This window comes from Merdimmobilis hominis (genome assembly GCF_016901855.1).
GTDB lineage: Bacteria > Bacillota > Clostridia > Oscillospirales > Ruminococcaceae > Paludihabitans.
Genome location: NZ_JACJKY010000005.1, coordinates 91,660 through 104,523, shown reverse-complemented (window position 1 = coordinate 104,523; position 12,864 = coordinate 91,660). Strand labels below are relative to the sequence as shown.

Annotated in this window: 12 protein-coding genes; 6 read left to right on the top strand and 6 right to left on the bottom strand. The window is 52.1% G+C overall.

The annotated features are described in order from the left end of the window. The first annotated feature begins 23 nt into the window (after positions 1-23). The 6 genes from nifS (at position 24) to H6A12_RS04510 (ending at position 4,454) form a co-directional block, all read left to right on the top strand. Complete coding sequence (gene nifS / locus H6A12_RS04535; RefSeq protein WP_204445252.1) at positions 24-1,190, top strand: cysteine desulfurase NifS; 1,167 nt, start codon at positions 24-26, stop codon at positions 1,188-1,190. 25 nt (positions 1,191-1,215) lie between these two features. Further along, on the top strand, positions 1,216-1,653 hold the full coding sequence (gene nifU / locus H6A12_RS04530; RefSeq protein ID WP_204445250.1) for a Fe-S cluster assembly scaffold protein NifU: 438 nt from the start codon (positions 1,216-1,218) through the stop codon (positions 1,651-1,653). After that, the gene (gene mnmA, locus H6A12_RS04525; RefSeq protein ID WP_204445248.1) at positions 1,634-2,677 is read left to right on the top strand and encodes a tRNA 2-thiouridine(34) synthase MnmA; all 1,044 of its coding nucleotides are present in this window, start codon (positions 1,634-1,636) and stop codon (positions 2,675-2,677) included. The genes nifU and mnmA overlap by 20 nt, the downstream gene beginning before the upstream one ends. Before the next feature lie 63 nt (positions 2,678-2,740). Further along, the gene (locus H6A12_RS04520) at positions 2,741-3,037 is read left to right on the top strand and encodes a cyclic-phosphate processing receiver domain-containing protein (RefSeq protein ID WP_204445245.1); all 297 of its coding nucleotides are present in this window, start codon (positions 2,741-2,743) and stop codon (positions 3,035-3,037) included. Further along, positions 3,034-3,810: an SDR family NAD(P)-dependent oxidoreductase gene (locus tag H6A12_RS04515; RefSeq protein ID WP_204445243.1), complete on the top strand. Its 777-nt coding sequence runs from the start codon at positions 3,034-3,036 to the stop codon at positions 3,808-3,810. The genes H6A12_RS04520 and H6A12_RS04515 overlap by 4 nt, the downstream gene beginning before the upstream one ends. Further along, positions 3,807-4,454, top strand: coding sequence for an HAD family hydrolase (locus H6A12_RS04510; protein ID WP_204445241.1), 648 nt, complete (start codon positions 3,807-3,809; stop codon positions 4,452-4,454). Before H6A12_RS04515 ends, H6A12_RS04510 begins: the two co-directional genes overlap by 4 nt. Before the next feature lie 54 nt (positions 4,455-4,508). On the opposite strand, the gene H6A12_RS04505 is transcribed toward H6A12_RS04510, so the two are convergent. The 6 genes from H6A12_RS04505 to H6A12_RS04480 are packed head-to-tail and all read right to left on the bottom strand — an operon-like array spanning position 4,509 to position 12,861. Beyond that, the gene (locus H6A12_RS04505) at positions 4,509-4,961 is read right to left on the bottom strand and encodes a hypothetical protein (RefSeq protein ID WP_204445239.1); all 453 of its coding nucleotides are present in this window, start codon (positions 4,959-4,961) and stop codon (positions 4,509-4,511) included. After that, positions 4,958-7,291: a VWA domain-containing protein gene (locus tag H6A12_RS04500; RefSeq protein WP_204445237.1), complete on the bottom strand. Its 2,334-nt coding sequence runs from the start codon at positions 7,289-7,291 to the stop codon at positions 4,958-4,960. The genes H6A12_RS04505 and H6A12_RS04500 overlap by 4 nt, the downstream gene beginning before the upstream one ends. Continuing rightward, a complete protein-coding gene (locus H6A12_RS04495; protein ID WP_204445234.1) occupies positions 7,288-9,480 on the bottom strand; it encodes a leucine-rich repeat domain-containing protein in 2,193 nt (730 codons plus the stop codon). The genes H6A12_RS04500 and H6A12_RS04495 overlap by 4 nt, the downstream gene beginning before the upstream one ends. 31 nt (positions 9,481-9,511) lie before the next feature. Next, on the bottom strand, positions 9,512-9,658 hold the full coding sequence (locus H6A12_RS04490) for a hypothetical protein (protein WP_204445232.1): 147 nt from the start codon (positions 9,656-9,658) through the stop codon (positions 9,512-9,514). Between the two features lie 18 nt (positions 9,659-9,676). Beyond that, positions 9,677-11,722 (bottom strand): serine/threonine-protein kinase, encoded by a 2,046-nt coding sequence (locus H6A12_RS04485; RefSeq protein WP_204445230.1) that lies wholly within the window; start codon positions 11,720-11,722, stop codon positions 9,677-9,679. 26 nt (positions 11,723-11,748) lie between these two features. Then, positions 11,749-12,861 carry an FHA domain-containing protein gene (locus H6A12_RS04480; protein ID WP_204445227.1) on the bottom strand — a complete coding sequence of 371 codons (1,113 nt, stop codon included), beginning with the start codon at positions 12,859-12,861 and terminating at the stop codon, positions 11,749-11,751. Between the last annotated feature and the right edge of the window lie 3 nt (positions 12,862-12,864).

The following is a 12,864-nucleotide window of genomic DNA, read 5'->3' as shown; positions in this document are numbered from 1 at the left end:
AAAGCACAAAGGGAGGCTTTCTTTTGGGACGTTTTGTTTATGCGGACAATGCGGCAACCACAAATGTCAGCAAATCCGTTTTTGATTCCATGGTTCCATATCTGACAACACATTATGGCAACCCGTCAAGCATCTATTCCGTTGGCCGCGATGCCAAAAAGGCAATCGAAGTGGCAAGACAAAAGGTCGCAGCGGCAATCGGTGCACAACCAACCGAAATTTATTTTACCGGCTGCGGCACAGAGAGCGACAACTGGGCGATCAAAAGCACAGCCGAATTATTAAAACAAAAAGGCAAAAACCAGATTATCACCACAAACTTTGAACACCACGCCGTGCTCCACACCTGCGAGCACTTAAAAAAACACGGCTTTGAGATCATTTATCTGCCGGTCGACAGCGAAGGCTATGTGTCCGCAGAGCAGGTCAAAAACGCCATCACCGACAAAACGGCGCTCGTGACGATCATGTATGCAAACAACGAAATCGGCACCATTCAGCCGATTCGTGAAATCGGCGCTGTCTGCCGCGAAGCAGGTGTGCTGTTCCACACCGACGCAGTTCAGGCAGTCGGCCATGTGAACATCGACGTCGCTGCTGACAACATCGACATGCTGTCGCTGTCCGGTCATAAAATCCACGCACCGAAAGGTGTCGGCGCGCTGTATGTGCGCAAAGGCGTGCGCCTTGTAAACTTCATCGACGGCGGCGCACAGGAGCGTAACCGCCGCGGCGGCACCGAAAACGTCGCATCGATCGTCGGACTCGGCACTGCAATCGAGGAAGCAACGAAAGATATCGAAGCGCGTATGGCGAAAATCCGCGAAAAACGCGACCGCATCATCGACACAATTCTTACGACTGTTCCGAAATGCCGCTTAAACGGCGGACGGGGCAAGCGTCTTGCAGGCAACGTGAACATCTCGTTTGAAGCAGTCGAGGGCGAAGCGCTCCTGCTGCGGCTTGACATGATGGGCATCTGCGGTTCGTCGGGTTCTGCGTGCACCTCCGGTTCGCTCGATCCGTCGCACGTTTTGATGGCAATCGGACTGCCGCACGAGATCGCACACGGCTCGCTGCGTCTTTCCATCAACGAAGACACCACCGACGAAGACGTCGATTACATCTTGGAATGCGTTCCGAAGGTCATCACCACCCTGCGTGCGATGAGCCCGATCTGGAACGGCTAAATAATACGAAAGGAAGTTTATTCTCATGTTATACAGTGATAAAGTCATGGATCATTTTGCAAATCCGCGCAATGTCGGCGAGATTCCGGATGCGGACGGTGTCGGCGAAGTCGGCAACGCAAAATGCGGCGACATCATGAAAATGTATTTGAAAATTGAAGACGGCATGATTAAAGACGTCAAATTCAAAACATTCGGCTGCGGTGCGGCAATCGCGACAAGCTCGATTGCAACCGAAATGATCAAAGGCAAACCGATCGAAGAAGCACTCAAACTCACAAACAAAGCTGTCATCGAGGCGCTCGACGGACTGCCGCCGGCAAAAATCCACTGCTCGGTACTGGCAGAACAGGCGATCAAAGCAGCGTTTGCCGATTACTACACCAAAAAAGGCATTGACCCGACCCCGTTTGTCGGCACAGTAGCCTGCAACGGTGACTGCCATGCCTGCGGCGCGCACTAAGGTTTTAGTCGCGCTTTCGGGCGGTGTGGATTCTTCGGTCTGCGCCTATCTCTTAAAAGAGCAGGGATACGACGTGACGGCCGTTGTGATGAAGATGTCGCCGCTCCACGACGACACGGTCGAGGCGGCGAAGCAGGCGGCGGCGGAGCTTAAAATCCCGCTGACTGTGCTTGACCTGCAAGAACAATTCCGCGCGAATGTCATCGACTATTTTGTCCGCTCCTACCGGCTGGGCATCACGCCGAATCCGTGCGTTATATGCAACCCGACCGTCAAATTCAAAGCGCTCATCGACGAAGCTGATCGCCAGGGCTGCCAGTTTGCGGCAACCGGTCACTACGCGCAGATCATCGAGGAAGACGGTGTGTTCCACATTCTCCGCGGCGAATCGAAACAGCGTGACCAGTCGTATATGCTTTACCGGCTCACACAGCGCGAACTTTCGCGGCTGATGTTCCCGCTTTCCCGCCTGCCAAAGGATATTGTGCGGGCGATTGCACACGAAGCAAAGCTGTCTGCGTTTAATAAACCCGACAGTCAGGAAAACTGCTTCATTGCCGGAAAAGACTATGCATCGTTCATCGAACAGGAGCGCGGCAAGCTCCCTGCCGGCGAACTGATTGCGCCTGACGGCTCGGTCTGCGGCATGCACAATGGTATTCTGCACTACACGGTCGGTCAGCGCAAACACCTGGGTGTGGCGCTCGGACGTGCAGTGTTTGTCCGCGAAATCGACCCGGTTACAAACCGAATCTATTTGGCGGACGCCGAAAACGATTCTTACACCGAGGCGATCGTGGAAGGTCAGACGGCAACGGCTGGCGCATTCCCGGCGTTCCCGTTTACCGCACTGGCAAAAATCCGTTCGGCGGCAACGCCTGTACCGGTCACAGTCAATGAACATGGCAGCATGCTCCATGTAACGTTTGACACACCGCAGCGCGCTGTCGCAAAAGGTCAGTCGCTCGTGTTATACGACGGCGATCGGCTGTTAGGCGGCGGATTTATCGCATCAGCAACATAAAAAGACAAAAAAGGCGCGGTTTCGCGCCTTTTTGTGTTCCACACAGAAACGGAGGAAACTTGGATGAAGCTGTTTTTGGACGATATCCGAAACGAGCCGAGCGGCTATGTGCTTGTACGCTCGTTTGAGGACTGTATCTTTGAACTCGGCACAAAGGATTACGACACCGTGTCGCTCGATTATTCGCTCGGCGAACGGTTCACCGGGCTCGACGTACTCAAATGGATGGTGCGCAACAATAAATTCCCGAAATCGCTGAACATTCACTCCACCCACAGCTATGGCCGGTCGGAGATGGCATATTATATCCACACGCATTTCCCGAAAGGCTACCTGTTTACGATGGGGGCGGCAAAATGAGCGAGAAAACCGCAATCGTCACCGGTGCAAGCTCGGGCATCGGCACGCAGATCGCAAAAGAGCTTTCGTCCCGCGGCTATGCACTCGTTTTGGTCGGACGAAACGAACAAAAGCTGTCTGCCGTTGCCAAAATGCTTACCACACCGGCCACAATCATCGCCGCCGATCTTTCGACAAAAGAGGGCTGTCAGGCCGTCATTGACAAGACCGCTTCCCTGCCGGTTGACGTACTCATTAACAACGCGGGATTCGGCTTGTGCGGCGATCTCATCGACACAGACGAAAACGCCGAGCTTGAAATGATCAAAACGAACATCCGCGCGGTCTACCTGCTCACAAAGCACTTTGTCCGCCGATTCCATTCACAGAACAACGGCTATATCTTAAACGTTGCTTCCTCGGCGGGATTTCTGCCTGGCGTGCACATGGCGGTCTACTATGCGACCAAATCGTTCGTCCTGCGTTTAAGTCAGGCAGTATGCAGCGAACTGCGCCGAAAAAAGAGCCGCGTGCATGTCAGCGTGCTGTGTCCCGGTCCGGTTGACACGAATTTTTCAGACCGCGCGCACGTGCACTTTCTTGTACCCGGCATGGACAGCCGCCGTGTCGCACGGATTGCGGTAAACGGGCTGTTTCGCAGGAAAATGGTCATTATCCCCGGGTTTTTGATGAAAGCCGCGCATGTGATTGAACGGCTTCTGCCGGAGCGCATTCTCACCGCTTCATCTGCCATGATGCAGACCCCGACTGCCAAAAAAGGAGACCTACAATGAAACAAGCTGTCATTTTTGACTTGGATGGCACCCTTGCCGACACACTTTCGAGCATTGCATTTTTTGCAAACCGTGCACTCACGCAGTGCGGCTATGAGCAAATTCCCCTCGAGGAATACCGCTATCTCGTCGGAAACGGTGCGAAACGACTGGTGCACGGAATGCTTGCCCGCGTAGGCGACGATACACCTGAAGCGTTCGACAAGGTAAGCCCGTTATATAACGACGGATACGACGCAGACAGCCTCTACCTCACAAAGCCGTATGACGGGATTTTGACGCTGCTTCATGCACTCAAACAGCGCGGCGTGAAAATCGGTGTGCTTTCAAACAAGCCGGACCGCACGACACAGAAAATCGTCAAAGCTCTGTTCGGCGATGTTGTCGATGCCTGCCGCGGTCAGCAGGACGGCACACCGAGAAAACCCGATCCTGCCGGGGTGTTTCTGCTGCTTGATGAACTGTCTGTTTCGCCGGACGACTGCTTGTATGTCGGTGATACGAAAACGGACATGCAGACCGGAAAAGCCGCCGGTATTTTCACGGTCGGTGTGACATGGGGATTCCGTGACCGCGAAGAACTCGAAGAACACCACGCGAACGCGATCATTTCTTCACCGGAAGAACTCATTGCCTATTTATAAAATACAACCAACAAAAAAAGAACCCATGCACGCATGGGTTCTTTTTTTCTCTGATTATTCCTGTACAGGCGGTTCATTTTCTCCGCTGTTTTGTGCGGGCTGTTCACGAAGGAGCATACATCCGCACCCAATGCAGTAAGGAGCGTTTACCCCATTGACTGTACCGCACGACGGGCAGACTGTGCCTTCATTTGCCTGCAGTTCTTCTGCCGGCTGCATGCCTTCCGGTGCAGCATACGGCGGCATTCCGCCTATCATAACCGGACGCATTTTCGGTTTGCGGTCGGCTTTTTTGACGTAGCCTTTGACCATGCAGACACATCCTGCAATCGCCAGCACAACAGTTGTAAGCAGTCCCCACGGATACAGCCGCCAAATCTGTCCGAGCGTCGAATTTTCATACAACAGCCGTGTACCGCCTGTCATAAACCATGCATACAGCGATATAAACAACGCAATCAGCGCCAGTGAACACACGCCGATTCCGACAAAAAACGATTTTTTCACGGGTTACTCTCCTCCTTTCCGGAACCGCCGATCTGTTCAAAGAAGTTTGCCTGCGGCGGCTGATTGGCTTCCTGTTCGATCTTATCCGGATCAACGCCGACAAAATATTCTCTTTCGTCAAACACGCCGTTTTCAAGTGAAATGCGAATCTCACGTTCGTAATCTTGTTCGTCTTCTTTGACTGTAAAACGAATCACATAATCCTGTGTCAGGAATTTTTCGATCGTCTGATAGACGCTTGCAAGCTCTTCGGATGTCTGCGCACGCAGGAATTTTCCGCCCGTCGATTCGCAGATGCCGCTTAAATACGACGAATCTGCAAAATCAAAGCCGACCGCATACACGACGATGCCCTGCGCGTTAAGCTGACTGATAACCGAACGCATTTGTGCCGCAGATTCGCTGCTGTCTGCGCCGTCCGAAAGCAATACGATAATCCGGTTGCCGTCTTTGCCCTGCAATGCGCTCATGCCTGCCAGAAGTCCTTCGGAAATATTCGTGCCGCCGTCTGCTGTGACGGTATCCATTGCATGCTGGACCGTACCTTTGGAATCGGTAATCGGACACAGCACCTGTGCTGCATGGTCAAACACCGCAAGACCCAGATTCATGCTGTTGCCCGCAGTCTGCACAAAGCTTGACACCGCGCGTTTTGCCTGGAAAAGACCGTCACCCGACATACTGCCGCTGTGGTCAACAACGAGGCAGACATTTGTCTGTTCGTTTTCTTCACTCTGTACCAGCTCAAAATCGGTGATTTCCTTGCCCTGATCGAATACTTTAAAATCACCGGCAGTGTAATCTGTACCATCGTCTTTGCGTTTGGACACGTTGATGCTCACGGAAATTTCCGGATAATTGGTGGTATCTACTTTTCCGATATGCAGTCCTGTGCGCAGATCCTGCAGTGTTTCCAATAAAAACGCACTGAACTGTGTGGTCTGGACACTGTCCTCTTCGTCTTCAATGCCTTCAATCGTTTCGGTGTATGCGACATCTCCGTAAGAAGTGTACTGTGTCATTGACCAAAGAAGCGTCTGAATCGAAGCCACCGGATCATTGCTGATGACTGCATCGCTTTCCTGATCGGTTTCCGGGGTGCCCGCACTGTCATAATCCGGTACTTCAAAATCATCAAATGAGGTTGCTTTTGTGCTGTTGTCATATGCATCGAGCACATCCGCCATTTCAACCGACAGATAGCCCGTATTGTCGCCTGTGAACGACAGCGAAAGCGCTTTTTCCAGATAGGTGCGGGATGTTTCCATATCGCCCATTCGGAAATATAACTGTGCAAGCACCAAGTTATATGCCATCTCGTCGTCGCTCGACGGATTCTGTGCAAGAATATAGTTCACCGCACGTTTGACATAGATCGAATTCGATTCATCATACAGCGTTTGAACTTCTTCCTCAAGCTCTGCAATCTGCTTTTGCAGGCGCTGTCTTTCCACTTCGTTGACTTCCGCCTGATTGTTCACCTTTTGATACAGCTGGTCAATTTCCTGATTTTTTTGCGCAATTTTCTGTTCAAGATCTGCCCGCTCGGTGTCCGGTGTTTCGGTTGGTTTCTGCACACCGCTTGCCGCAAGCTGTGCGAGTGCCGCACGCGCCGGGAACGATGAATCGTTAAGCGCCGCCTGTTCGAGCATCTCAAACGTTGCCGTCATATTGCCAAGCGCCATATTGCCCTGCGCAATTGCTTTGCAGGACAGCGGATCGGTTTCTCCGGCAAGCGTCTGCAGATCGCTTTGGATGGAGCCCGTTTCCCCAAGGCTGACTTGTGCCTGAATGTTTACGATACTCTCTGCTTTGTTTCGCTCCTGCTCAGACAGGGAAAGCTGTGCTTTGATTTTCTTATGAATGAGCAATAATTTTGCCTGGACATCTTCTCCGTCGAGTGCGCTTTTGCAAAGATCGGCAATCTCGGTCAGCGTGCTGTCGGCAAACCGTTTTTGATACCGCTCAGCCGCCATCTCTGCCTGACTGTATTTTTTCTCAAGCGCCAAGCTCAGCGCCGCAAGCTGTGCCGACTGCACATTCGGATTTCTTGAAAATGCCGTCTGCGCCGCAAGCTGTGCCGGCTGATAGCTTTCCACCTCGATGAGTCTGCATGCAACATAATTTTCCCGCATGGTAAGCATATTGCTCTGCATCACACCAACACCGACGACAATCGCCGTCACAAGACCAACGAGTGCCGCCGCACCGGGAACGATTTTAAACAGAATCAGAGATTTCTTTTTCAAAAATCCTATCAGCATCATCACAGCACCGCCTAAAAACAGCACGGCGCCGATGCCGATCAGTACCCATTCCAGTATTGTCATTCTGTATCCCCTCCTCTGTCAATCACATCCACATCAATCCGGCTCAGCCGCGGAAATACCTTTTGCAGGGATGTTTTATCGCTGATCGGATTGTCGCGGACCATCAGCACCCGCAGACTTGAAACATCTTCAAGCGGGCTGAAATCAGACACCTGGTTTTGATACATCCACAGATCGGAAAGTTTTTCGAGTCCTTTGATCGGTGAAAGATCGCTCACATTGTTTTTGGCAAAATCAAGATAGGTCAGTTCTTTCAAATTCGAAACGGCGCTGATATCGCTCACTTGGTTGTTCCAAAATGCAAGGCTTCTTAAATTGGTGAGGTTTGCAACCGGCGAAAGATCGGTTACTGCATTCGAACCGACACACAGCCGTTTTAAATTGGTGAGATTTGCAATCGGCGAAAGATCGCTCACACCTACATGGATAAGCGACAGTTCCTCAAGCTGTGATGCAGAGGAAAGTGCCGTGATGTCGAGGCCTTCCTGATATGCAATGCAGAATTTCTTCAAAAACGGCATTTTTTGAAGATCGTTGAGCGTTTTGACCGGACCCATATCCGAATATACCCAGGAGCTTCCCCAGTATTGATAGCCGTCTTCCACAAACACGACCGCATCCGATGAGTCCATGACCGTATCACCAACGATGCAAAGCGATGTAATCTGTGCCACCTCATCATCATACAGATCGCCAAAATACTTGTTGAGCACATTGCGCACCGCATATTCAATATTCGGATCTTCAAAGGTAACGACCTGACTTTCAAGATTGATTGTATATGCGCCGGTCGTTTCCTCGCTTTCAAAGCCATAGCTGCTGACAGCGATTGCTTTGATTGTGGTCTGGCCGTTTCTTAAAATGATCGGCTCGTTATAAACAAGCGAATCGATGGTCGGCGTTGTGCCATCGAGTGTATAGTGAATGATGTGTCCCTCTTTTGCCGGCACGAGCGAAACCGCCTGGCGCGTGTCATACGCACCCGGTGCAACGGAAAACGTCGGTGCCTCCGGAGAGGTTTCCTCGTAAAGCGCACGAATCGACTCGTCATCCACCAGTCCGGATGCTTTCTCTAACAGTTCCTTTGCCTCGGTCAGTTTCTGCTGACGCAGATACAGCTCGGCAAGCTCCCGGTATGCAACGGTGTTTTTTTCGTCAAGCTCAAGAAGCTGCTGATAAGTTGCTTCCGCCTGCGCATATTCCTCTAAGCCGTTATACGCCTGCGCAAGACCCAAATAAGCGTCCTTGTTGTTCGGATCGATCTCGGTTGCTTTTGTAAACGATGCAACCGCATGCGCATAGTCGAGTTCTTCAAGATATTTGTCGCCGAGTGCGAGTGCCTCTGCCGCTGGGCTTTCAAACGGGTTGGTCGAAAGCCAGATCACAATCCCCACAATCGCGCCGATCACCACAACGCCGATGACACAGAGCAGTGTAATCAGCTTACCGCGTTTTTTGCGGTTCGGATCTTTTGGCGGCAGGTTATTTTCCGGCGGAACAAAGGTGCTGCCGTCGTTTTGCGGCGGAATGAACGGCGGGACAGGCGGTGCAGCGCCTGCTTCCTGCGGTGCATTGGCCATCGGCGGCTGCATATATGCCGGATTTTGCTCATATGGCTGCTGTACCGGCGGGATAAAAGCCGGCTCATTCGGCTGATTCATCGGCACTGTGCCCTCGTCACCGCTCGCATTCACCGGCGGGACGTTATCAAGCAGCACAGTGCCCTCGTCCCCGCTCGCATTCACCGGCGGGACGTTATCAAGCAGCACCGTGCCCTCGTCCCCGCTCGCATTCACCGGCGGGACGTTATCAAGCAGCACAGTGCCCTCGTCCCCGCTCGCATTCACCGGCGGGACGTTATCAAGCAGCACAGTGCCCTCGTCCCCGCTCGCATTCACCGGCGGGACGTTATTAAGCAGCACAGTGCCCTCGTCCCCGCTCGCATTCACCGGCGGGACATTGTTAAGCAGCACCGTGCCCTCGTCACCGCTCGCATTCACCGGCGGCACGTTATTATGTAACAGGACTGTTTCTTCACTGCCCTGCGGTGCAGACGGCGTCTGCGCCTGGTTCATATCAGTCGGCTGTGGCGCTGTGACCTTTTCCATCTCGGAAAATGCTGCACCGCACGCAGTACAGAATTTCGCCCGGTCATCATTCGGCCTGCCGCATCGTGTACAATACTTCAAAAAGACTTCCCCCTTTATCCGTTTTCAGCTTTCATTTTTCCGGACCATATTCTGCATCAAACCGCGCTTTTAATCGCTTTCCTTTTGACGCAAGTACGATCTTTATGATAATCAGCGCAATGCAAAAAACGCTGAAGCTGACGATTCCCCCGTAAAACATCCATTGTCCCAATGTCATCGGGTTTCCCTCCTTGTGTTAACCAATCCAGCCGCCGTCGATGATCTGCTGCATCATGGTTTCAAGCACCTGCATCTGTTCATCGCTGACGCCCTGAATTCTTGCCTGCTCATAGTACGCGACCGCTTTTTCATACATCTCGCGCACTGCGGTATAATCCCGCGTTTCCTGCGGCTTTTCGTCCTCCATTGCACCGTAGAGCAATGCAAGCCGCATATACGGACGATAATCATCCGGTGATTGTGCCTGTAATTCGGTCAGAATCTGCTCTGCCTCCTCATACCGACGCAAAAGCTGATTCACAAATGCCGTATTCAGCTTCATTTCCGTCGAATCATTACCCTGCGCTTTGAGTGTTTCATAACATTCGAGCGCTTTTTCGCAGTCTGCCTGCAAATTGCCGCCCGCCGACTGCGCACGCCGCATATACGCCTGTGCAAGTGATGACACGATCGCGCTCACACGGTTTGGTGCCACGGCGCTGCGTGCCTGTTCGAGCACTTCAATTTCCTCGTCGAGCTTTCCGCCCGTGCGGTATGCCCGTGCACATAAAAGATACGCCTGATACCGTGTTGTATCGTTCTGCGTCGTTAAAAACACATTCTCAAACCGCTCGCTTGCCTGCTGCCAATCTCCTTCAGCGAGCAGCAGTTCCGCTTCGACAAGTGTGACGGAATCGTTGTCCATTCCGCAGTTTTTTGCAGCTGAAAGCACCTGTTGTGCCTCGTCCACCTGCTGCATCCGCGCCAACGAAATTGCATAATCGCGGTAATAATCCGGGTTTTCGCTGTTTCGCAAAACGGCTTCTTCATAATAACCGACTGCCTTTGCGTAGTTTTCCTGTTCAAACCATGCGTTTGCAATCATATAGTAAAGATCCGCCGCACCCACAGGATCTGCTTCCATGGCCTTCGTCAGTCCCGGATTTGTGAAAATCAGCCGTCCGTACTGCACACACGCCAGATATTCACCCTGCTCGACATACGCCAGCAGCTTTTCGTAATAGGCAGGCAGCTTTGTGCTGTAAAGATTGATTGCCTGGTCATAAAGCGAAAGTCCTGCTTCATAGTCGCCGTTTTCACAGGCGGCTTTGCCCTGCTCGACGAGTGACGCATACTGCGCCTCCTGTTCGGTGCCCATTTTCAAAAATCCCGTTACGGAAACGAGCACCGACAGCGTCATCAGAATCGAAAATACAATCGTAACGGTGTGCTGTTTACGGCGGTGACGGATATAGGTGCGATCAAGTCTGCGGATGTTCGTGAGTACACCGAGCAGTTCAGCCGCTGTCTGATAGCGGCGGTTCGGATCGGGCTGCATCATCTTTTCGACAATTTCGACAAACGCCTGGCTGTAAGGCGGACGCCGCACGGAAATCGGTGTCACCGGACCGGTCGATTTTTCCGGTTTTACACCGGTCATCAGATGATAAAATGTTGCGCCCAGGCTGTAAATATCCGACCGCGCATCCAGCGGCATCACCATCGGGAACGGCGTACCGCCCATACCCATCATCGGCGGCCAGTTTTCCGGATATTGCTCCGGCGGCGCATAACCGGCACTCAAGCCGCTGACCTGGCTGCTTCCCTGCCCGTCAAGCGAGATATTAAAATCGATCAGGCACACATTGCCCTGCGGCGTAATCATGATATTCTGCGGCTTGATATCACTGTGGATGATCGGCGGTGTCTGTGCGTGCAGATAGACAAGCGCTTCGCACAGCTGTTTTGCCCAGAGAAGCAGCTGTTTTTGCTCGATCCGATAGCCGTTTTTGATATAATAATCGAGCGACTGTCCCTCGATAAAATCAATGACGGTATAAATGCCGCCGCCCACCTCCAAAAAGTCATAGACCTGCGGCAGGTAGGTGTGCTTTAACCGTTTTAAAATATCCGCTTCGGTGCGCGCGTTAATACGGGCAGCCACTTCGTCTTTGATTTTTTTGACAACCACATACCGTCCCAGCCGAAGGTGGTATGCCTTATAAATAATACCGGTTCCGCCGGCACCGATCTCCTCAATGATCTGATAAACGCCATCGAGAACATCTCCACGTCTTAGCATTCGGTTTTCCCCTCCGTTTCCGCCGATTATCCTTCAAAAATCAAAATTTCATCGGCAAGATCAATCCGATCGCCCGCATGGAGCAAAACCTCCTGCATCGGCGATGCGAATACACCGTTTACCCGGCTTTTATTAAGCGAATTCTGATCAATCAGATAATATGCACCGTCTTTTCTGACAATATCGGCATGATGACGGCTGACCGCCGGATTTCCTGCAATACAGAAATCGACGCTGTCGCGCTTTTTACCGATGCGTGTCACACATTCTAAGAGCTGCACCCGCTCGTTCGTTTTCGGATACCAGAGCACTGCCGGTTTGGCCTCTGCGGCTTTCCGTGCTTCCTCGGTAAGGCGGGCCTCTTCGGCTTTTCGTGCTTCCTCAGTAAGGCGGGCCTCTTCGGCTTTTCGCGCTTCCTCAGCAAGGCGGGCCTCTTCGGCTTTTCGTGCTTCCTCGGCAAGGCGGGCTTCTTCCGCTTTTCGCATTTCCTCTGCATGCACAGCGTATTCATTAAACTGTGCCGCATCGGAAATGAGCACCGTTCCGCCCTTTGCATCGGAAAAATCCTCCGTGCAAGGCTGCTGCGGCGTATAATAACAAGAGGACTGGCTGCTCATCTTTACAGAGTACAGCAAGGACTGAAATTCTGCGATCGAAAACGGTGCATTCTGCAAATACGATACAATCGGCGTCACATAAGAGCTGCCCTCCGCCTTTGAAAACACACTGCGATAAATCACATCGAGCAAAAGCGTGCGCACGCCCTGATTCTGATAGCCCTCGACCGGCGCATAACAAAATGCCGCACCCTGTTCACATAAAAACACATGCTCCGGCTCCAAAAGAATCTGCGTATCAATGCCGCCGTTCTGTACAGCGGCTGCCGCTGCTGCAAGCTTTTCCATCACATCAAAAAAGCCTGCGCGCGTCATCTCCGATGAAAACAAACTGCTGACCGGAAAAAATCCGCCGACAAAATAATCGAGATACCGCACACCATCGCGGAATGTCACCTGACACGGCGCCGTTCCGGGTATTGTTTTCAAAAGATCAAGCTTTTGAAAATCGAGCATGACGCCCGGTTCAATTCCCACGGAAAAAATCCCGTTTTTCTCGTCCGTCTGATATAAAAAATTCATCGA